This window comes from Alteriqipengyuania halimionae (assembly GCF_009827575.1).
Lineage (GTDB): Bacteria > Pseudomonadota > Alphaproteobacteria > Sphingomonadales > Sphingomonadaceae > Alteriqipengyuania_A > Alteriqipengyuania_A halimionae.
Window position 1 is genome coordinate 1,779,510 of the sequence record NZ_WTYR01000001.1, and the last position, 19,928, is coordinate 1,799,437.

Consider the following 19,928-nt stretch of genomic DNA (forward strand, 5'->3'; position numbering starts at 1 on the left):
CCCGTTTCCGGTTCGAGGGGTCAACGCATCAGGCGCCCGCCGGTGCCGGGCCCGAATCGGAATCGCCCTTGCCGCCGCCGAACTTGCGCCCTGCCTGCGGGATCGAGCTGCCGTGGACCGGACGCACCGCGCTCGGCCCCTTGGGCTCGTCGGGACGATCGATCTTGCCGTTCTCGAGCAATTCGTTGATCTCGTCGCCGGTCAGCGTCTCGTATTCGAGCATGGCCTGGGCCAGCAGGTGGAGCTTGTCCTCCTGCGTCTTGAGAACATCGGTCGCCCGCTTCAGCGCGCTTTCGACCAGTTCCTTGATCTCGGCATCGATCAGCTTGTTGGTCTGTTCGGAACCCATCGTGCGGGCGGTCTGCCCCATGCCGAGATAGCCTTCCTGGCTTTCCTCGTATTGCAACGGACCGACCTTCTCGCTCATGCCCCATTTGGTGACCATGTTGCGCGCAAGCTTGGTGGCATACTGGATGTCCGAAGAGGCACCCGAACTGACCTTGTCATGCCCGAAGATGATCTCTTCCGCCACGCGGCCACCCATGGCGACGGCGAGGTCGGCATGCATCTTGTCACGGTGGTAGGAGTAATTGTCCCGCTCGGGCAGGCGCATGACCATGCCCAGCGCACGGCCGCGCGGAATGATCGTCGCCTTGTGGATCGGGTCAGAAGCCGGCTCGTTGAGCGAGACCAGCGCGTGGCCCGCTTCGTGATAGGCGGTCATCTTCTTCTCGTCGTCGGTCATGACCATCGAGCGGCGTTCGCTGCCCATCATGACCTTGTCCTTGGCGTCCTCGAATTCCTGCATCGCGACCAGGCGCTTGTTGCGCCGCGCGGCGAGCAACGCCGCCTCGTTGACGAGGTTGGCGAGATCGGCGCCGGAGAAGCCCGGCGTGCCGCGCGCGATGGTGCGCGAATTGACGTCGGGCGCCAGCGGCACCTTCTTCATGTGGACTTCAAGAATCTTCTCGCGGCCCTCGATATCGGGAACCGGAACGACGACCTGGCGATCGAAGCGGCCCGGGCGCAGCAGCGCAGGATCGAGCACATCGGGCCGGTTGGTCGCCGCGATGATGATAATGCCTTCATTGGCTTCGAAGCCATCCATCTCGACCAGCAGCTGGTTGAGCGTCTGCTCGCGCTCGTCGTTCGAATTGCCGAGGCCATGGCCACGGCTGCGACCGACCGCGTCGATCTCGTCGATGAAGACGATGCAGGGCGCGTTCTTCTTGGCCTGTTCGAACATGTCCCGCACGCGGCTCGCGCCGACGCCGACGAACATCTCGACGAAGTCGGAGCCCGAAATGGTGAAAAAGGGCACGCCCGCCTCGCCCGCAATCGCGCGGGCAAGCAGGGTCTTACCCGTACCCGGCGAGCCAACCAGCAGGGCGCCCTTGGGGATCTGGCCGCCGAGCTTGGAGAAGCGCGAAGGGTCCTTGAGGAATTCGACGATTTCCTCGAGCTCTTCGCGCGCCTCGTCGATGCCGGCGACATCGTCGAACGTGACCTTGCCCGATTTCTCGGTCAGCATTTTGGCCTTGGATTTGCCGAAGCCCATCGCGCCGCCCGCGCCGCCGCCTTTCTGCATCTGGCGCAGGGCGAAGAACGCCAGGCCCAGAATGAGGATGAAAGGCAGGGCATTGATCAGGATGTACACCAGCAGGTTCGGCTCTTCCTTCGGCGCACCGGAAAAGGCGACGTCGTTTTCCTCAAGCAGGGTCGGCAGCGAGGTATCGCCGGCCACCGGCACGGTCGAGAAGGTGTCCCCGTCCTTCATCTTGCCGACGATCCGGTCTTCCCCGATGCGGACTTCGGCCACCTGGCCTTCGACCACCTTGGTGCGGAATTCGGAATATTTGACCGCTTCGCCGGCTGCATCCTGCGGCGCGAACACCGACACGACCAGCAGCAGGACCATGAAGATCCCGCCCCACACCATCAGGCTTTTCATCCAGGGGTTGGGGCCGCCTTCTTCAGGCTGTTCGGGGCCGTTATTCTGGTCGCTCATTTCAGGGACATCCTTTCAGGAACGATATGTAAGCGCAGCGGGATGAATGACAAGTTTCGCCGCCGAGGAGAGTGTGGCGCGCGCCACCCAAGGTGCACCCGGGAATTTGCAGCCTCAAGCCATTGAATAACAAGCGCTTGACGCAAGCCAAGGTGACAAACCCGCGCTTTTGCAGGGGTAGAGGCAGATCGACAGTTCGAAATCTCCGATCGGACTGACGGGAGATTTCAGATACCGCCGACCGCAGGCGGCAGATCAGCGAAGAATCGCTGCTCCGCGCTAGCGCACCTTGTCCTTGGCCTCGCGCTCTTTCGCGTCCTTCTGCTCGCGCTTCTCTTCGTGCTTTTCCTTGCGCTCTTCGGCAGTCGCGGGAGCGGTGAAGGACATCACCACATCGCCCTCGCCCACGGTCGGTTGGGTCACCGACGTGAACAGCTCGATCGAATTGTCGGGACGGATGACCGCGAACGGCATGCCTTCGTCACCGAGATATTCGCGCAGATCCTTCAATCTGAACTGCTCGGTCATCCGGGTGCGCGAGAACTGCCAGCCCTCGCCCACCTTCACCAGCAGGTCGTAGACAGAGGGCTTTTCCTGGAAGATCACGTTGCCGCGCGCGGTCGTCATGCCCGTCCGCTGGTCGGGGCCAGCCTGCGCGACCATGTCGTAGCCCAGTTCGGGCCCGAGTTCCGAACAGACCAGTGCGTTGAACGCGTCGGTCTCGGTCATCGCGATCACGGTCCGGAAGCTCGAAAGCGGCAGATGATGGCGCCAATCGTCGTCGAGCATGTCGCCATGGTGGGTCGGCACTTCGAGCTTCTTGGCTGCGCGCAGCGCGAATTTCGAGCTGTCGACCACTTCGACCTTGATGTCCTGTGCTTTCAGCGCCTTGGCCAGTGCGAGGCTGAATCCGTTGACGCCGACCAGCATCAGGCCCTCGGCCCGTCCCTGGTCGATGCCGAGGCGATGCGCCCACCATTTGGCGGTGAAGCCGTGCGCCACGATGGTTGCGATTGCCGTCGCGAAGGCCAGCGGCACCAGCAGTTCGGCGCCTTCGACACCGCGCTGTTCGAGCCGGATCGCGAACAGACCGGTGATCGCCACGGCCACGATACCGCGCGGCGCGATCCAGGCGATGAACAGGCGTTCGCGCCACGGCACGTCGGAGAACAGCAGCGCCAGCAGCACGGTGGCGGGCCGCGCGACGAACATCAGCAGCGCGAGGAAGACGAGGAATTCCCACTGGACGCGGCTGACCACATCCCAGTTGAGCGTCGCCGACATGATGATGAACACACCCGAGATCAGCAGGACGACGAGGTCCTCCTTGAACCGGCGCAAAGCCTGGGTGCTGAAGGTCGGCTTGTTGGCCATGACCATGCCCATCACGGTAACGGTCACCAGCCCGCTTTCGTGCATCACCAGATCGGCAGCGACGAAGCTGGCGATCACGGTGACGAGCAACACCGGCGCCTTGAGGAATTCGGGCACATAGCCGCGCGGGAACAGCCAGGTCAGCGCCCAGCCGCAGGCGAGGCCGATCAGGGCGGCGATGCCCGTCGCCACCAGCACGTCGGTGCCGATATTGACCGGATCGATCTCGATCCCTTCATAGGTGAGGTAGGCGAAGATCCCGATCGCCAGCAGCGCGCCGATCGGATCGTTGATGATCGCTTCCCATTTGAGCGCATCGCCGGTGCGGCGCGGCACACGCAATTCGCGTAATAGCGGGCCGATCACAGTCGGCCCGGTCACCACCAAGATCCCGCCGAACAGCATCGACAGTTCCCAACTGAGGCCGACACCGTAGTGAACCGCCAGCGTACAGAAGGTGAAGCCGAGCGGTACGCCGAGGAAAATCAGGCGCTTCACCGCGCCAGCGGCCTGGATCAGGTCGCGAAAGCGCAGCGATAGCCCGCCTTCGAACAGGATCACCGCCACCGCCAGTTTGATGATCGGTTCTTGCAGTTCGCCGAAATCTTCGGCCGGATTGAGGTAGCCGAGCACGGGCCCGACGACGATTCCTGTAAGGAGAAGAAACACGATCGCGGGGCGTCCGGTACGCCAGGCGACCCATTGCGCGATCATGCCAAGGACGCCGATCAGCGCGATTTTCACCAAGAGTGTGTCTAAGTGCATCGGGTCCCCCTGCCCTATCGCCTTTGAAATTGCACCCCCTTTACGCGGCTAGGGCAAAAGGTTTCCCCTCGCCAAGCATTTGGCCGATGGGTAGGGCCCCTCCAACGAAGCCCGATCGCCGCGCAGCGATCGGATGCGATGGGCGCGAGAGAATGCCGGGAAGAATTGCCGCATACACCTTGATTGCAGGGCTGGGGTTCGGCGCGCTGAGCGCGGAGCAAACCCATGCACGCGAAATCGGTACGCAGGATAGCGGCGCGCAGGAAGCGGCCGGTCCGGTGGCCGAGGATGTCGGAGGCCAGGCGCGGATATATACGCCGGCCGATTTCACCCGCTTCGCTCCGCGCAATGCGCTCGACCTGCTCAATCAGGTGCCCGGCTTCCAGATCGAGGGCGCGAGCGGCGAACGCGGTCTCGGCCAGGCCTCTGGCAATGTCCTGATCAACGGTCAGCGTCTCTCGTCCAAATCCGAAAGCGCGCGCGACCAGCTCCGGCGGATCTCCGTCGGAGACGTGGTGCAAATCGAAATCATCGACGGGACGACGCTCGATATTCCCGGCCTGACCGGGCAAGTCGCCAACGTTATCGTCGAGGCAAGCGGCATTTCCGGCCAGTTCGAGTACGCGCCCGAATGGCGCCAGATCGGCGATCTGGCCTGGCTCAATGGCAGCGCCTCGATCACCGGGGCGAGCGGTCCGGTCGCCTATACGCTCGCGCTGCGCAACGAAGACGATACCGGTGCCTCAAGTGGCCCGGCCCTGCGTTCCGATCGCAATGGCGCACTGTTCGAGCGGCGCGACAGCGAGATCCGGCGGCGGCGGCAATCACCCAAGCTGTCGGGCAACGTCCGCTGGGACATCAGACCCGGCGTGATCGCCAATTTCAACGCCAGCCACGAATGGACCTTCGTTCGCCGGACCTCGGACGAACGCCGCACCGACGGCGCGGGCGAGAATGCCCTGCTGGTCGAGCGCCTTACGGACGAGGATGTCGTGCGCTACGAACTTGGCGGCGATATCGCTTTCCCGATGATCGGCGGACGGCTGAAACTGATCGGCCTCGCGATCGGCGAGGACACCGACTACGTGACGACGGAGCTGCTCGCCCGCGAGGCGGGCGGCGACTTCGCGGGCGCGCGCTTTGCCCAATTGGGCGATTCGGGCGAACGGATCACACGAGCCGAGTTCGGCTGGTCGGGCGGCGGTGCCGACTGGCAGATCGCGGGCGAAGCGGCGTTCAACACGCTCGACCAGATCGCCTCGCTGTTCGAGATCGATCCGGACGGAGATTTCGTTGAGCTCGATTACCCCGAAGGCGTCGGCGGCGTATCGGAGAACCGCTATAATGGCTCGCTCAGCTACGGCCGTCCGCTGGGTGACACGCTCTCGCTTCAGGCAACGATCGGCGCCGAGCAATCGACTCTCACGCAGACCGGTGCGGCCGCCACCTCGCGCAGCTTCTTCCGTCCGAAGGGCGCAGTCTCGCTCGCCTGGACCCCGCGCGACGATATCGACCTTACCTTCAGCGCGCGACGCCGCGTCGGGCAGCTCGAATTCGGCGATTTCCTTGCCCGCGTGTTTATCGGCGACGATCGCGAGAATGCCGGCAACAGCGACCTGCGCCCGCCGCAAAGCTGGGAATTCGAGATCGAGGCGCGCAAGGTTTTCGGCCCCTGGGGCAATGCCACGCTGCGCCTGTTCGACTACCGGATCGAGGACCTCGTCGATATCGTGCTCGTCGACGGCGGCGAATCGCCCGGCAATATCGACAGCGCGAGACGGACGGGGATCGGGTTCAACGGGACGCTCGAACTCGCCGCGCTGGGCATTGCGGGCGCCAAGATCGACGCCGAACTCGAATGGCAGGACGCCCGCCTCGACGATCCGCTCGACGGTGCGGTCCGTTCGATCAGCGACGCCGATCCCTATCGCGTAGATATCGAATATCGCCACGACATTCCCGGATCGATGATCGCCTATGGCGCGAGCGTCTATGCCCGCGCTGACGAACCCTATTTCCGGATTACCGAGACGGGTTTCGAGCGCGAAGGCCCTTTCTTCGGCGGCGTATTCGTAGAGCACAAGGACCTGCTCGGGCTCACCGTGAACCTACGTGTCGGCAACCCTTGGCTTGGGCGTGACACCTCGATCCGCACCGTGTTCGACGGGCCGCGCAACAGCGCCCCGATCCTGTTTGTCGAGGAGCGCGGCCGCCGGTTCGGGCGGCAACTGCGGCTGTCGGTCAAGGGCTCGTTCTGACGCAACGCTCCCGCTCTGTTCACGATCGGGAAACCTGCACTGGCGCAGCATCCGCGCAGAATTCTACGGAGGTTACCAGCATGTCCGCGATTCGCCTTGCCCTGCCCTTCGCCACCCTCGCTCTTATCGGCACGCCCGTACTGGCGCAGGAAGCGGCCCCGACAGACGATAGCGCCACCGCGCCGTTCGACTGCTCCGGCGTTGTAACGACCTTGCGCGATCCGCAGGTGCAGGCGACCGCGACCGCCGCCGCGGCGATCCTCGGCGAACTGCTGCTCGACGTTCCGGTCGGGCCGCTGGTCGCGGTGATGGACGACACGGTCGGTCGCCTGGCCGACGAAGCCGGCACGCAGGCCCCGGCACGTACCGAAGTCGCGCCCGATGCGACCTTTCGCGACTTGGTCGGCCCGCAGGGAGACCGCATGGCAACCGAACTCGCCACCCGCGTGCCGCAAGCGATGGATGCCGCGGCGGAAGTGGCCGTCGCGGTCGAGAAGGCAAAGCCCGCGCTCGGCAAGCTCGCCGCGAAGATGAAGCGCGCCCTTACCGCGAATTTTCCCAGCCTCCCCCGCGACTAAACACAGCGCTGCCATTGCCTCTACGCACCGCTTGCGGCAAAGCGCGGCCTGATGTGGCATCTCTACCAATTCCCGCTGTGCCCGTTCAGCCGCAAGGTGCGCCTGCACCTGGCGGAAAAGGGCATGGCCTACGAATTGGTGCGCGAGGATCCCTGGCGGCGGCGCGACGAGTTTCTCAACCTCAATCCGGCGGGCCGGGTGCCGGTGCTACGCGAAGACGACAAGAATATCGTTCTCGCCGATAGTCGCGCGATCTGCGAATTCATCGAAGAGAGCTTCGAAGGCAATGCGATGATCTTCGGCAATGCGCTCCAGCGCGCCGAGATCCGCCGTCTCGTCGCACTGTTCGACGAGCACCTCTACGGCGACGTCACCGCCCCTCTGCTGCAGGAAAAGATGAAGAAGCGGCTCGTCACCCGCGAACCGCCCGATGCGCGCGTGCTGCGCGAGGCGATGAAGCTCGCGCACGAGCATCTCTACCATATCGACTGGCTGGTCGATAACCGCGCCTGGCTCGGCGGACCGCGCCTCAGCCTCGCCGATCTGGCTGCGGCGGCGCAATTGTCCGTCGCCGACTATCTCGGCGCGCTCGACTGGCGTGGCCACGATCAGGCCAAGAGCTGGTATTCGGTGATGAAAAGCCGCCCCAGCTTCCGCCCGCTATTGGCGGAGAAAATGGACACCATCCAGCCCGCCAGCAACTACGCCGATGTGAACTGGTAGGGTGAGTGGTGACGCACCCGCATCGGCGGGTGCGCCCTCGGACCGAGGCTAGGACTTAAACCGGCTTCACCCCGAACCGGCCGTGCTTGCGGTACCGCACCATCCAGCGCTCCAGGAAGACGTCGAGCGGCTTGGGCGTAATACCGAGCTTGTCGAACCCGGGATAATCTCCGCTCACCGTGCTGCCCTTTTCAAGCAGCTTCCACTGCTGCTGGGTGATGGGCGCGCCGGGCATCCAGCCGGTCGCAGCAGCGATCCCGCCGGACACCGAATCGGGCAAGGGAATGAAGTGCCGCTTGCGGCCCTGCTGTTCGGCGATGCGACGGTTCAAAGCGAGCATCGGCACCCGCTCGGGTCCGCCCAGCTCATAGGTCTTGCCGCCATGCTTGCTTGGATCCCCCAGAGCAGCAACGATCGCCGCGGCGACATCGTCGACCCAGACGAGTTGCAACTCGCTGTCGGGCGCGAACACAGGGAGCACAGGAAGGCGCTGAATCAGCCCGGCCATCATGTTGATGAACTCGCCATCCTCGCCGAAAATGATCGACGGGCGCATGATCGTTGCCTTGGGGAAGGCGTCGCGCACGGCCTCCTCGCCCTCGGCCTTAGTCACGGCATAGGCGGTGTCGCCTTCGATATCGGCGCCGATCGCCGACACATGGACCAACGCCTGCACCCCCTCCTCGGCCGCAGCTTTGGCGATGTTCTGCGCCCCGTCGGCCATCACCGCGCCCAGATCGCCCTCGAAAGTGCCGACCAGGTTCACCACCAGATCGGAGCCGGTCATCGCCGCCCGGACGCTTTCGGACCGCGTCACGTCGCAACGCACCATTGCGACTTGGCCGAGATTCGCCATCGGACGCAGATCGCGCGCCTTTTCGGGATGGCGGCTGGCGATCTTTAGGCGCGCGCCGCGCTTCAGCAGGTCCTGCGCCACATGGATGCCGACCCACCCGCTGCCGCCGAACAGCGTCACGAGTTTGCCGGAAAGGGGATCGGTTCTGGTCATGGTCTGGCGTCCTGCCTGTCGCGCGAATTGTCGGTCGGGTTTCGAGGCCGCGTTAATGGTCACAAGAAGCGTTGACAATGCCCCTGGCACTTCGCTAGTGGCCCGCGCCTACCGAGCGGTGGTCTTATGACGATGCACCGCATGAAAAGTGCCCAGATGGCGGAATTGGTAGACGCGCATGCTTCAGGTGCATGTATCCGCGAGGGTGTGGAGGTTCGAGTCCTCTTCTGGGCACCATTTCAACATACGTCGCTATGACGCCGACGGTTGCGAGAGCCCACCGAGGCAGGCCGCAAGAGGCTGTGGAGCGCGACGATGAGCACAAAGTTTCCGGGCCTCGCCTTCGCGATACTGGTCGCGGCTCTTGCTGCGCTTGCATCATTTCAATTCGGATTTCCGATTATCCTCGCGGGTCTCTTGCTGGGGCTCGCGCTGTCGGTATTCGGCCAGGGCGAAATGTTTCGGCCGGGCCTCGAATTTGCCGGGCGATATCCGTTGCAGGTCGGGATCGTGTTGCTCGGCGTGCAAGTGACCTTCGCGCAGGTCGCCTCGCTCGGCTGGTTCGCCTTTGCCGGATTGCTGGCGGTGATGGTCGCGGCGATGGCGGCCGCGCTGCTGACCTCGCGCGCGGTCGGCGAGCGCTGGGAAGCAGGCTTGCTGGCTGGTGGCGCGACAGCAATTTGCGGGGCCTCTGCGGCGCTCGCGCTTTACGGCGTGATCGGCAAGGAGCGGGTCGACCAGACGCGGTTCGCCGTGACGCTGGTGGGCGTGATGATCTGCAGCGCGATCGCGATGGCGATCTATCCCGCACTCGCCCACTGGGCGGGGCTCAGCGACACGCAGGCGGGCTTCCTGATCGGCGCGTCGGTGCATGATGCGGGGCAGGCGATCGGCGGCGGTTTCGCCTATTCGGATGCGGCTGGCACACAAGCGACGGTGATCAAGCTGTCGCGGGTGGCGATGCTCGCCCCGATGGTTGCGCTGACCGCATGGATCATCGGGCGTTCGGCCAAGGGCGCGGCCAGCGGCAAACGAGCGAGCGTGCCTTGGTTCGTCGTCGCCTTCTTCGTGGTGCTGGCGATCAACAGCTTCGTCCCGATCCCGGCGGACTACGCCGGAACCGCGCTCGATATATCGAAAGCGCTGTTGCTTCTGGCGGTCACGGCGACCGGTCTGCGCTCGCGGCTCGGCCTGTTGTGGGAAGCGGGCTGGCGAACGCTCGCGCCGGTGCTGGCGGCCAGCCTGACCGCTTTCGCGGTGGCCTGGGCGGTTATGCTGGGCCTCGCCTGATCCGCTCTAGCTGGGACGCGGCAGCGCGGTGGTGTGCTTGACGCGCTCCATCGAAAAGCTCGCCGTGACATCGTTCAGGCCGGGGATCGCCGCGATCAGCCGGTGATAGATCCGGTCGTAATCGGCGATATCGCGAACCCGCACGGTCAGCATATAATCGATCGAGCCGGCCATGCGGTGGCATTCGACCACTTCGTCGATCGCCTCGATCCCCTCGGAAAACGAGGCGAGCCATTCCGGGTCGTGGCGCGTGGTGGTGATCGCGACATAGACCAGCGTGCCAAGCCCGACGGCAGAAGGATCGAGCAGCGCAACCCGCTTTTCGATGATCCCCGCTTCCTCCATCCGCCGGATGCGCCGCCAGCACGGATTGGTCGACAGGCCAACCCGCTCTCCGATCGCGTGAACCGGCAGCGAAGCATCGTGTTGCAACACGTCGAGGATTGCCCAGTCGATGGCATCCAATTCTAATGTTTCGCGCTTCATTGGGATATTATACCCCACAACTGGCGCAAAGAACAGATGTTTGGTATGATCTCACGCATGACAGCTGGTATTCTTCCCTTTGAAGGGAACACACCAATCATGCTGCGCAAAGCTTTTACCGAACACCCCCGAACAGTGGGCGAATCCTATTCCGAACACCTCGTCCAGGCGTCGGGCTTCGGCGGGCGTATGATCGTGGCCGGAATCGGCTGCATTCTTCATGGCATCTTTCCGTTCCTGTTCGTGAAGACCGGCAGCCGCCAGATCAACCATCTCCATGATCGCATGGTCACCAATCGGCGCCGCAAGCCCGAGCCGCTCGAGGCTGGGGCGATCGATTTCGTGATCTGACGGGGGGTCGCCATCGCGGGTCGGGCGCGCTAGGACGCGGGCAAATTCCATGACGAAAGGCCCAGCGACCATGACCGATTATCCCTCCCTCCACCTCCTCATCGGCGGCGAGAAACTGGGCACGGACGGGCGCGAGACGCGCGATGTTATCGATCCGGCGACCGAAGAGACGATCGGCTCGCTCCCCTGCGCCAGCAGCGACGATCTCGATCGCGCTCTCGAAAATGCCGACAAGGGTTTCAAGGTGTGGCGCAACACGCCCGCACCCAAGCGCGCCAAGGCGCTGCAGAAGGCCGCCCAGCTGCTGCGCGAACGCTCCGACGAGATCGCGCGGATCCTGACCCGCGAACAGGGCAAGCCGGTGCCCGAGGGCAAGGGCGAAGTGCTCTATTCGGCCAACCTGTTCGATTTCTACGCCGGCGAATGCCAGCGCATCTACGGTCGCACGCTGGTGCGGCCCGACGGCCAGGCAGCGCGGATCGAATACGAGCCGGTCGGCCCCGTCGCCGCCTTCGCTCCGTGGAACTTCCCCGCGATCAATGTCGCGCGCAAGGTTGGCGGTCCGCTCGCGGCGGGCTGCTCGGTGATCGTCAAGCCCGACGAAGAAACGCCGGCCACCGGCCTCGCCGTGTGCCAGGCGCTGCTCGATGCGGGCGTTCCGGGCGAGGTCTGCCAGGCCGTGTTCGGCGTGCCCGACGACATCAGCCGCCACCTCCTCGGCTCGCCGATCGTCAAGAAGCTGAGCTTCACCGGCTCGACCGAGGTCGGCAAGCATCTCGCCAAGCTGGCGGCAGAAGGGCTCAAGAAGGCGACCATGGAACTGGGCGGCCACGGCCCCGTGCTCGTGTTCGACGACATGGATGTCGACACCGTGCTCGATCAGGTGGTTCCGGCCAAGTACCGCAATGCCGGGCAGGTCTGCGTCAGCCCGACGCGCTTCATCGTGCAGGATTCGATCTACGAGAAATTCCGCGACGGCTTCGCCACGCGCGCCAAGGCGATCCAGGTAGGCAACGGCTTCGACGAAGCGACCCAGATGGGCCCGATGGCCAATGCCCGCCGCCCCGATACGATCGAGAGCATGATCGCCGACGCCCGCGACAAGGGCGCGCAGGTGCTCGCCGGGGGTGAGCGGGTCGGCAACCAAGGCTTCTTCTACGCCCCGTCCGTGCTGGCCGACGTTCCGCTCGAGGCCGAGATCATGAACGAGGAACCGTTCGGCCCCGTCGCGCTGATCAATCGCTATGCCGACGAAGATGCGATGCTGGCTGAGGCCAACCGCCTTCAATACGGCCTCGCGGCCTATGCCTGGACCCAGGACAGGGCCCGCCGCCAGCGCGTCACCCGCGCGATCGAGGCGGGCATGGTCGCCCTCAACGGCACCAATGTCAGCGCGGTCGATGCCCCGTTCGGCGGGGTCAAATGGTCGGGCTATGGCAGCGAAGACGGTGCCGAAGGCGTGACCGCCTGCCTGAACCTGAAGAGCGTGCACGAGACGTTGTGAGTCTTTTGTTTTAGTCCCTCAGACGCCGGGCGGCGGGCATCCGCCCGCCTAGGCTTCGGCCTACCGGCCGGCGTGCGGTCGCACGCGTGCGCGCTGCCGCGCGCAAATTCAGGACGAATATCGCCATCTAGCGCCAAGCGGACATGACCGAGGCGGTCGCCTGAGGCCGACCAGGCCGAAGCAAGGCCGACCGGCCGCCCGCACAGGTGCCCCGGACCCCGGACTTGATCCGGGGAGGGAATAGCACCGAGGATGGACCCGCGGATGCGGGTCCGTAACCGAAAAAACACTTCTCCGCACCGACCGGGAGCCATCGACCGCGCCCCTCTTCCCTCTCCCCGCGCGCCCTCAATTCAGTACATTGATCGCCGCGCGCACCCGCGCTTCGACGTCGGCGCGCGGGAGGCCGGGGGGGATTTCCTCGCCGAAGCATATCGTGATCGTGCCGCTGCGCTTCCAGAAGCGGTGGTAGAGCGGGCCGCTGTTCACCGCCATTGGGATGACCGGCACGCCGAGCATCTTGTAGAGCCCGGCGAACCCTGCCTGGAGTTGCGGCTCACTGCCGTGGGGGATGCGGCTGCCCTCGGGAAAAATCGCCAATACGCGCCCATCGGCGGCGAATGCCTTGCCGTCGGCGATCATCTTGCGCAGCATCTTCGCGCCCTGTTCGCGGTGTACGGCCACTGCGCCCCACCTCCCCGCCGCGGGACCCCAGCCGGGGATCTTCCACAGTTCCGCCTTGGCGAACGGCACCGGCTTTTCGAGTAGCGCGGGCAAGTGGATCGCCTCGAAGAAGCTCTCATGCTTGCTCGCGACGAGCTTGCCCCCGCCAGGCACCTCGCCTTGCACCTCGATCCGGATGCCCAGCAGATTGCGCACACACCATTCGTGCCATTCGGACCAGCGCTGCACCCCTGCGCTTGCGCCCGGCAGCTCGAGCAGCGCGGCAAGGCCCGCCCAGCCGATCAGCGGGAAGCAGCCGCCGTAAAAGGCGATCAGGAAGACGATGTTGCGAAGAATGGTGATCGGGCCGGGCATCGCGCTATTCCCAAAGCCCCGCGACGCGCCGCGCAAGCAATTTGTGATATTCGAGGAACAACATGGCGAGATCGGGATCGCTCGGCACCGCATCTTCCAGGATCACGACCGTGCCGTCGGTCGCCCGTTCGAGATCGAGCGCGGACCGCCGGATATGCCAGTCCGACGTGACCAGACGGACCGATTTGTAGTCCTTTTCCTTGAGCCACTTGGCCGCTTCCAGCGCGTTGCTCTTGGTATCGACCGAGCGGAAATCGAGCGTGACGCAGCACTCCATCAGCGATTCCTCGACACCGAAGCTGGCGGCGAATTCGGGCGGGCGGACCTCGCGATCTACCCCGGCGACGAACAGCGCCTGGGTCGTGTCGGCGCGCAACAGGTCGAGCCCGCGCGCAATCCGTCCGCTGCCGCCGGTGGGCACGATCACCGCATCGGTACGCGTATCCGCATCTGCCGGCTGCGGCAGCACGATCGAGAACCAGACGAAGCCGAGCGCCCATAACAGGGCCCCGATCGCGGCGACGCGGCGAATGACCTGACCAGCGCTCACAGCATCCGCCCCAGCGCGCGCATGACGGACAGCCGCGCGGTGATCCCGGCGAGAAGCACCCCGACGAGCGGGACGGCCGCCAGCACCAGCCAGTCGTCCCATTCGAGCGTCGCCTGACCCGCCAGCCCGTCACCCAACGCGGAGAATTGTGCGCCGAGCACGAGGATCGTCAGCAGCCCGACAGCGAGGCCGAGCGCGCCGCCACCCGCAGCATCGAGCGCGATCGAGCGCTGGAAGATGCGGGTGATCTGGCGGTCGGTCCCGCCGAGCATGTGAACGATGTCGATCGTGTCGCGATGCGCACCGATCGCGGTACGCGCGGCCAGCAGCACCGCCGCCGAGGTCGCCGCGCCGAGCAATACGATCAGCGCCAGCGCCAGCCAGCGCAGGCCCTGCACGGCCTTGAACACCGGACCAAGCCAGCTCGCCTGCGGATCGACCCGCGAGGTCGGGGCAAGCGGCGCGATGACCTGTTCGATCCGTGCAAGATCGTCGTCACCCGGTTCGCTCCGCATGCGGATATCGATCATTGCCGGGATCGGAACGTCCGCGCCCTCCACCGCTTCCTCGCCCAGCCAGGGCTCGACGAGCGCATCGAGTTCTTGCTGCGGCACGCGCCGCACCGACAGCACGCCATCGAGCTGGCGCAGCGCGGGAATGGCCAGATCGACCTGCTGCCCGCGCAATTGCGGATCGGGCTCTAGCACCTGCACCGTCACCCCGCCTTCGAGCGTGGCGCTGGTGCGCGCGGCCATGTTGCCGAGCGCCAATGCGCCGGCTGCGGCCACCACGGTGATCGCAACCATGATCGCCACCAGCCACGGCATCGGCCCGCGCATCCTCCCTTGCGGCACCAGCGCGGTGTCGCCCGCCGCACCCAGTGTCCGCCAACCGCGCCGCACGCCGTCCTTGACCACCGGTGGCGCGGATTTGCTTGCCTTGGCAGCCATCACGACAGGCTCCGCCGCGGGGGATAGCGCAATGCCCCGGTGGGATCGGACAGCTTGCCCTTGTCGAGCCGCATGATCATCGAATCGGGCACCTTGCGCAGCAGTTGCAGATCGTGCGTCGCGACGATCACCGAGGTGCCGAGACGATTGAGCGCCTCGAACAGCCGCATCAGCCGGGCCGCCATTTCGGCATCGACATTGCCTGTCGGCTCGTCGGCGACCAGCATGTCGGGCCGTCCGATGACGGCGCGCGCGATCGCGACGCGCTGTTGCTCCCCGCCCGAAAGCGTCGCGGGCTTGGCATCGATCCGGTCCGCCAGCCCCACCCATTCGAGCATGTCGCCAACCGGCTTGCGCAGGTCCTTCTCCGCCACGCCCGCCACACGCAGCGGCAGGGCGACATTATCGAACGCGCTAAGATGCGGAAGGAGACGGAAATTCTGGAACACGACCCCGATCCGTCGGCGAAAACCGGGCAGGCGGTCTCGCGGCAGGGTGATCGCGTCCTGCCCGAACATCTTGATCACCCCGCGCGAGGGGCGCTGGGCGAGATAGAGCAGCTTGAGGAGCGAGGTCTTCCCCGCCCCGCTCGCCCCGGTGAGGAAATAGAACCGCCCCGGAAACAGCGAGAACGAGACGTCGCTGAGCACTTCCTTGCCCGTGCCGTAGCGCAGCCCGACATTGTCGAAGCGGACGATCTCTTCTTCGCTATGCTGGGTCATTGGGCTGGGTCATCGGGGCGGCTTTTGCTCTGTCCTTTGAAGGGCGCGCGTCCGTCGCACCCCTTCCCAAATGCCTATAGCCGCGCCGCCATGTGGAAAAAAGGGCGCGTTTGGCCGGTTTGCACGGACATGAACTTGCTTGGCCCGCCAGCTTGCGCCTAAGCGGTTCGAATGATTATCGCCTGTCCGGCCTGCAACACCCGCTACGCCGTCCCCGACAGCGCGATCGGCGTTGACGGTCGCACGGTGCGTTGTGCCAAATGCAAGCACAGCTGGTTCCAGGACGGCCCGCCGCCCGAGCGCGTCGCGGAACAGCCCGCGCCGCCCGAAGCTCCGGCACCATCACCTCGGCCGACACCGACGCCCGAACCGGCGCAGGAATCCGCGCCTCCGCGGCCCACGCCTCCGCCACCCCCTCCTACCGAACCGACGCGCGCAGCGCGGCGCGAGCCGATGGCAGGCCCCGGCAACGAGGCCGTCGAGCGTCCGCGACGCCGCGAATATGTCGCGCCCGAACCAGCGCCGACGCCAGCGCCAGCGCCAACGCAAGAACCGACGCCCGCGCCGACACCGCAACGATCGGCTATTCGCGACCGTTTGGCGGAAAGCAATCGGGCTCCCGTGCCGCCGGTCGCCAGCGATCCGCTGCCCGAGCCGCGGGACGATCAGGCCGAGCCGCCGGTGGGTCACGATATCGCAGCCGAAGTGCCGCGCGGATTCGATGAGGACGAATACGAGCGCGGATCGAGCTTCGCGCATGAACCGCCGTTCAAGGCGCGCCGCAACTGGACCCGGATCTGGACCATCGGCGCGGTCGCCTTCGCCCTCGCCGCGGCGGCGGTGATCGGCGCGATCAATTATTTCGGGTTGCCGGGCTGGATGCCGTTCAGCCAGCCGACCTTCGTGCAGGCGCCGCCCGACCTCGTGCTCGAATTCCCGGCCGATCGTCAGGAACGCCGCACCCTGCCCAACGGGATCGAATATTTCGAAACCAGCGGCACGGTGACCAATGTCGGCACCGAAACCCGTCGCCTGCCGCCCATCAAGGTGGTGCTGCGCGATTCGCGCGACCGGATCGTTTACGATGCGCAGATCGTCCCGCCCGTCAGCGAACTGGCTCCGGGCGAGAGTATCGAGGTAAACGAGGCGATCGTCGACGTTCCGACGAGCGCGAAAATCAGTGAGTTCGGCTGGGCCGCGTACTGATCATTCGAATTCGACCAGCACCGTGCGCCTGGTTTCCTTGCGCTGGCGCGCGATATGTCGCTTGCCTACGTTCGGATTTGCCTCTGCCAGCTTGACGCGGGCCGCACGCACGATCCGCACTGCCGCACTGGCCCGCGCCTTTCGCGCCTCGCGCTTCAGCGGCGCGCGCACGGCGGCAAACGGGGTTGCGAGGGTCAAGGCAGCGATGATCGTCTTGGCTATCATACCCGTTCAACGGGCATATCTGGGGCCGCGTTCCGACGCTGATGGTTACCGACACGTAAATCGGGCTCGAGCTGGCGCGACGTCCGCTGCTCGATTTACCCCGTAGATTGTCGCAATCTGGACAGATCGGAGTCGAATTTGAACAGAGGCGCTTGCAGCGGCCCGAAACGGGTGTTAATGGCGCGCCCCTACCAGACGGGCCCGCTCGGAAAAGCGGGCTTTGTCATGTTGAAGAGTGCGGTCGTGGCGGAACTGGTAGACGCGCAACGTTGAGGTCGTTGTGGGTGAATAACCCGTGGAAGTTCGAGTCTTCTCGACCGCACCATTTCTCCAGATGTCGAAGCGAGCCGGCCCGTCAGGGCTACCGGTCAGGCGCGCTTCCGCTTGCGCCTAGTTCTCTATCAGGATGAACGGGGCCCAGACCGACGGATGCCCGGCATCGGCCACCGTTCGGTTCTCCATCAGCTCGACTTGCGCTTGCCGAAGCGCCTCGGCCCGATCGCGGCCCTGTGCCGCAATTTCGACCGTTCGCGCGCTCAGATAGGCTGCGGCATCGTCGCGGACCCGCCAGTGCGATAACAGCAGCGAGCGTGCCCCGGCTTGGGCAAAAGCGGCGGCTAGGCCTCCAAAAGACGGCGCGCCGGGAGAACTTCCCGCTGCAGTGTTGCAGGCCGAGAGGATTACCCAGTCGGCATCGATAGCCAGCCCCGCGATCTCGCTGGCCCCCAACAGTCCGTCGTCTCCGGAATCGCCCTCTCCCGGCCGGAGCAGCAATGCCGGTTCCCACAGATCGGCCAGTTCGCCCGCGACCAATCCGTGCGTGGCGAAGGCGAGAACGGCGATATCCTGGAGATCCGCCGCCTTGAATCGCGCCTCGCTGGCATCGGGGCCGATCATCAGAGTGCGGGCAGAAGGCGGAAAACTCGCGGCGATCCGATTGAGTTCACCCGCGGCTCCGGGCAATTCGGGCAAGTCAGCGATGGTCGTCGCGTCGGGACGCCCGCTCCGGAACAAGCCGGCGAGCCGTTCACCGCCATCGGACCCGGGGAGCGCAATGCCCCCCACACCGACGAAGCGTCGGCCCGCCTCCGTTTGGGATTGCGCATCGGCGCGCGAGAACAGCGCAAGATTGCCGATCGTCTGTGACCCGACCATGCGCGCGAGCCAGGGTGCACGCCGCAGGTCGCCCGTATAGGCTTCGGTCACCAGCATCCCCAGCGGCAGCGTGGCGAGGCTTCGTCCGCCATATACGAGGACACGGTCCACTCCAGCCACGCCATCGGGGAAGAGCGCCGCGAAGAGCGCGTGGGCTTCCTCCTGAGGAAAGCTCGCCAGCGTTTGCGGCGCATCGACCGCAGCGCGCAAGGTCGCAACCGAAGCTGCAATATTATCCATTTCCAGCGCATGCGACGCCACGCCATCGGCCGACACGCGCACCAGCCAACCCTGCAGATCGCCTTCGACCGGAGCGACGAGGATTTCGTCCGCCCCAAGGCGAGTACGGAGATCGGCCAATGCGACCGGTACGGGGCGATATCGCGCGACGAAATCGGGATGCTCCTCAAGAAGCGCTCGCTCTGCAACCTGCTGGAGCCCGGCCACCGAAGCGAGTTCTGCGGTCAGTTCGCCGGCGGTATCGGTTGCATCGATTCGCGCCTGGTCGAGACGTGCCGAAAGTTCTGCCTGCTGCCTTGCCAGGTCGAGCAATTCGTTGCGCAGCGTCTGTGCATCGCCGTCCTGATCCGATCCGTCGCGCGCAAAATCCTGTCGGCGTGCCAGCTCGGAGATATTCGCAAGCTGCATCGCGCGGAAAATGCGCTCCTCGTCGCCGAGGCCGCTGGCCAGCGCCAGATAAAGCACCGCGCTTTCGCGGTGGGCGTCGCTCTCGCGCACCAGCGCCGCATCGGACAGCGAGACGTCGGCCAAGCGCGATTCGAGACGGGCGATCGCGTCGTCAGCCTGGTCGAGAGACGTTGCGGCATCCTCTCCGTCGAGCTGGCGCAGGCGCGCGAGCAGCAACTCGGCATGGATGCGGTCCTTGTGATTCGCAATCAGATCGGACTGCATCTGCGGCACCCAAAGTTCGGCTCGTTCGCGCGCTTCCGCTATTGCGCCGCGTCGCATGTCCCATTCGGCACGGTAGAGATGGATCTGCGCCTGTTCGGAGCTATCCTCCTCGATCGCGGCATCGGCCAGTTCGAGTGCCCGGTCGGACGCCTGCTCGAACGCGGTCCAGTCGTCGCGGCGCGCGGCGAAATCGGCGAGTTCGGCATGGAGGTAGGCGGTCGCGAAAGGGGGCCGAGCGTTCCCGGCCCGAGGAAGCTGAACAGCGGGATGACGATCGTGTCGAGGTCGGTCGCGGCGTTGACGTTGCTATCGTAGCCTGCGCGCGCATCGAGGAAGCCGGAGACGTCCGATCCGCCGCCCGCGATCTGCTTGTCGAGTTGGCGGACGAAACCGGCGAAGCGCTGGCGCACCGGATCGGGCAGGCTCGGATCCTCGACCACGCTGGCGAATTCCTGCCGGGCGGTGTCGATGTCGCCTGCCAGGGCATAGGCGCGGGCGAGTTCGGCGCGGGCGGCGGCATTGTCGGGCTGGACGGCGAGTACGCGTTGGAGCGCGATAATCGCTTCGCCATATCGCCCGGCATCGAGCGCCGCGATCCCAAGCTGGTAGTCGAACGCGGGATCGCCCGCGCGCTCCTTGGTCCGCGCCGCCAGCGTTTCATATGTGTCCGCGCCGTTCGCATCCTGTGCCGCGACATTGCCGCACAGCAAAACCGACGATGCAAGCAGCGCGCCCATCATTCTCGCACCGAGCGCCCGTTTAATGCCAGTCATCAACCGCCCCTTTGTATTGAACGGGGCAGTTATCGGCAGCTGCGCAGAAAA

The 19,928-nt window shown here is 65.4% G+C and carries 18 protein-coding genes and 2 tRNA genes; 9 read left to right on the forward strand and 11 right to left on the reverse strand.

The features are described 5' to 3' along the window. Positions 1-28: 28 nt before the first annotated feature. Both ftsH and GRI68_RS08700 read right to left on the reverse strand, forming a co-directional pair. On the reverse strand, positions 29-2,008 hold the full coding sequence (gene ftsH, locus GRI68_RS08695; protein WP_160616889.1) for an ATP-dependent zinc metalloprotease FtsH: 1,980 nt from the start codon (positions 2,006-2,008) through the stop codon (positions 29-31). A 279-nt stretch (positions 2,009-2,287) separates the two neighbouring features. After that, positions 2,288-4,147, reverse strand: a complete 1,860-nt coding sequence (locus GRI68_RS08700; RefSeq protein ID WP_160616890.1) for a cation:proton antiporter — start codon at positions 4,145-4,147, stop codon at positions 2,288-2,290. 152 nt (positions 4,148-4,299) lie between these two features. On the opposite strand from GRI68_RS08700, the gene GRI68_RS08705 reads away from it, so the two are divergent. The 3 genes from GRI68_RS08705 (at position 4,300) to GRI68_RS08715 (ending at position 7,706) form a co-directional block, all read left to right on the forward strand. Then, positions 4,300-6,405: a TonB-dependent receptor domain-containing protein gene (locus GRI68_RS08705; protein ID WP_160616891.1), complete on the forward strand. Its 2,106-nt coding sequence runs from the start codon at positions 4,300-4,302 to the stop codon at positions 6,403-6,405. 80 nt (positions 6,406-6,485) lie between these two features. After that, complete coding sequence (locus GRI68_RS08710; RefSeq protein WP_160616892.1) at positions 6,486-6,983, forward strand: hypothetical protein; 498 nt, start codon at positions 6,486-6,488, stop codon at positions 6,981-6,983. 51 nt (positions 6,984-7,034) lie between these two features. Then, positions 7,035-7,706, forward strand: coding sequence for a glutathione S-transferase family protein (locus GRI68_RS08715; protein ID WP_160616893.1), 672 nt, complete (start codon positions 7,035-7,037; stop codon positions 7,704-7,706). Between the two features lie 55 nt (positions 7,707-7,761). Here GRI68_RS08715 and GRI68_RS08720 read toward each other — a convergent pair whose 3' ends face one another. After that, a complete protein-coding gene (locus tag GRI68_RS08720; RefSeq protein ID WP_160616894.1) occupies positions 7,762-8,715 on the reverse strand; it encodes a complex I NDUFA9 subunit family protein in 954 nt (317 codons plus the stop codon). Between the two features lie 150 nt (positions 8,716-8,865). Here GRI68_RS08720 and GRI68_RS08725 point away from each other — a divergent pair. Both GRI68_RS08725 and GRI68_RS08730 read left to right on the forward strand, forming a co-directional pair. Further along, a tRNA-Leu gene (locus GRI68_RS08725) sits at positions 8,866-8,952 on the forward strand. Positions 8,953-9,030: 78 nt separating this feature from the next. Next, positions 9,031-10,005 carry a YeiH family protein gene (locus GRI68_RS08730; protein WP_160616895.1) on the forward strand — a complete coding sequence of 325 codons (975 nt, stop codon included), beginning with the start codon at positions 9,031-9,033 and terminating at the stop codon, positions 10,003-10,005. A 6-nt stretch (positions 10,006-10,011) separates the two neighbouring features. Here GRI68_RS08730 and GRI68_RS08735 read toward each other — a convergent pair whose 3' ends face one another. Beyond that, positions 10,012-10,491 (reverse strand): Lrp/AsnC family transcriptional regulator, encoded by a 480-nt coding sequence (locus tag GRI68_RS08735; RefSeq protein ID WP_160616896.1) that lies wholly within the window; start codon positions 10,489-10,491, stop codon positions 10,012-10,014. 99 nt (positions 10,492-10,590) lie between these two features. Here GRI68_RS08735 and GRI68_RS08740 point away from each other — a divergent pair, with 99 nt between their 5' ends. Next, positions 10,591-10,842 carry a DUF6356 family protein gene (locus tag GRI68_RS08740; protein WP_160616897.1) on the forward strand — a complete coding sequence of 84 codons (252 nt, stop codon included), beginning with the start codon at positions 10,591-10,593 and terminating at the stop codon, positions 10,840-10,842. Between the two features lie 70 nt (positions 10,843-10,912). Next, entirely contained in the window at positions 10,913-12,346 is a 1,434-nt protein-coding gene (locus GRI68_RS08745) for an NAD-dependent succinate-semialdehyde dehydrogenase (RefSeq protein WP_160617911.1), read from the forward strand. Positions 12,347-12,694: 348 nt separating this feature from the next. On the opposite strand, the gene GRI68_RS08750 is transcribed toward GRI68_RS08745, so the two are convergent. From GRI68_RS08750 to ftsE, 4 genes are read right to left on the reverse strand one after another with little or no spacing between them, the layout of a single operon-like run. Beyond that, on the reverse strand, positions 12,695-13,384 hold the full coding sequence (locus tag GRI68_RS08750; RefSeq protein WP_160616898.1) for a lysophospholipid acyltransferase family protein: 690 nt from the start codon (positions 13,382-13,384) through the stop codon (positions 12,695-12,697). A 4-nt stretch (positions 13,385-13,388) separates the two neighbouring features. Then, complete coding sequence (locus GRI68_RS08755) at positions 13,389-13,934, reverse strand: YdcF family protein (RefSeq protein WP_325063785.1); 546 nt, start codon at positions 13,932-13,934, stop codon at positions 13,389-13,391. After that, positions 13,931-14,884: a cell division protein FtsX gene (locus GRI68_RS08760; protein WP_234028750.1), complete on the reverse strand. Its 954-nt coding sequence runs from the start codon at positions 14,882-14,884 to the stop codon at positions 13,931-13,933. The genes GRI68_RS08755 and GRI68_RS08760 overlap by 4 nt, the downstream gene beginning before the upstream one ends. Next, a complete protein-coding gene (gene ftsE, locus GRI68_RS08765; RefSeq protein WP_160616900.1) occupies positions 14,884-15,606 on the reverse strand; it encodes a cell division ATP-binding protein FtsE in 723 nt (240 codons plus the stop codon). The genes GRI68_RS08760 and ftsE overlap by 1 nt, the downstream gene beginning before the upstream one ends. A gap of 171 nt (positions 15,607-15,777) precedes the next feature. On the opposite strand from ftsE, the gene GRI68_RS13965 reads away from it, so the two are divergent. Next, positions 15,778-16,812, forward strand: coding sequence for a zinc-ribbon domain-containing protein (locus GRI68_RS13965; protein WP_160616901.1), 1,035 nt, complete (start codon positions 15,778-15,780; stop codon positions 16,810-16,812). Here the strand turns inward: GRI68_RS13965 and GRI68_RS08775 are convergent, their stop codons facing one another. Next, positions 16,813-17,010 carry a hypothetical protein gene (locus GRI68_RS08775; protein WP_160616902.1) on the reverse strand — a complete coding sequence of 66 codons (198 nt, stop codon included), beginning with the start codon at positions 17,008-17,010 and terminating at the stop codon, positions 16,813-16,815. Between the two features lie 264 nt (positions 17,011-17,274). On the opposite strand from GRI68_RS08775, the gene GRI68_RS08780 reads away from it, so the two are divergent. Next, positions 17,275-17,362 (forward strand) — tRNA-Leu (locus tag GRI68_RS08780). Between the two features lie 65 nt (positions 17,363-17,427). Here GRI68_RS08780 and GRI68_RS08785 read toward each other — a convergent pair. Next, on the reverse strand, positions 17,428-19,104 hold the full coding sequence (locus GRI68_RS08785; protein WP_160616903.1) for a CHAT domain-containing protein: 1,677 nt from the start codon (positions 19,102-19,104) through the stop codon (positions 17,428-17,430). A 38-nt stretch (positions 19,105-19,142) separates the two neighbouring features. Then, positions 19,143-19,877 (reverse strand): tetratricopeptide repeat protein, encoded by a 735-nt coding sequence (locus GRI68_RS08790; protein ID WP_234028751.1) that lies wholly within the window; start codon positions 19,875-19,877, stop codon positions 19,143-19,145. Between the last annotated feature and the right edge of the window lie 51 nt (positions 19,878-19,928).

Coding starts and splice junctions, on each gene's coding strand:
- ftsH (WP_160616889.1), bottom strand. CDS start 2,008: ATGAGCGACCAGAATAACGGCCCCGAACAGCCTGAAGAAGGCGGCCCC.
- GRI68_RS08700 (WP_160616890.1), bottom strand. CDS start 4,147: ATGCACTTAGACACACTCTTGGTGAAAATCGCGCTGATCGGCGTCCTT.
- GRI68_RS08705 (WP_160616891.1), top strand. CDS start 4,300: ATGCCGGGAAGAATTGCCGCATACACCTTGATTGCAGGGCTGGGGTTC.
- GRI68_RS08710 (WP_160616892.1), top strand. CDS start 6,486: ATGTCCGCGATTCGCCTTGCCCTGCCCTTCGCCACCCTCGCTCTTATC.
- GRI68_RS08715 (WP_160616893.1), top strand. CDS start 7,035: ATGTGGCATCTCTACCAATTCCCGCTGTGCCCGTTCAGCCGCAAGGTG.
- GRI68_RS08720 (WP_160616894.1), bottom strand. CDS start 8,715: ATGACCAGAACCGATCCCCTTTCCGGCAAACTCGTGACGCTGTTCGGC.
- GRI68_RS08730 (WP_160616895.1), top strand. CDS start 9,031: ATGAGCACAAAGTTTCCGGGCCTCGCCTTCGCGATACTGGTCGCGGCT.
- GRI68_RS08735 (WP_160616896.1), bottom strand. CDS start 10,491: ATGAAGCGCGAAACATTAGAATTGGATGCCATCGACTGGGCAATCCTC.
- GRI68_RS08740 (WP_160616897.1), top strand. CDS start 10,591: ATGCTGCGCAAAGCTTTTACCGAACACCCCCGAACAGTGGGCGAATCC.
- GRI68_RS08745 (WP_160617911.1), top strand. CDS start 10,913: ATGACCGATTATCCCTCCCTCCACCTCCTCATCGGCGGCGAGAAACTG.
- GRI68_RS08750 (WP_160616898.1), bottom strand. CDS start 13,384: ATGCCCGGCCCGATCACCATTCTTCGCAACATCGTCTTCCTGATCGCC.
- GRI68_RS08760 (WP_234028750.1), bottom strand. CDS start 14,884: ATGGCTGCCAAGGCAAGCAAATCCGCGCCACCGGTGGTCAAGGACGGC.
- ftsE (WP_160616900.1), bottom strand. CDS start 15,606: ATGACCCAGCATAGCGAAGAAGAGATCGTCCGCTTCGACAATGTCGGG.
- GRI68_RS13965 (WP_160616901.1), top strand. CDS start 15,778: ATGATTATCGCCTGTCCGGCCTGCAACACCCGCTACGCCGTCCCCGAC.
- GRI68_RS08785 (WP_160616903.1), bottom strand. CDS start 19,104: ATGCAGTCCGATCTGATTGCGAATCACAAGGACCGCATCCATGCCGAG.
- GRI68_RS08790 (WP_234028751.1), bottom strand. CDS start 19,877: ATGACTGGCATTAAACGGGCGCTCGGTGCGAGAATGATGGGCGCGCTG.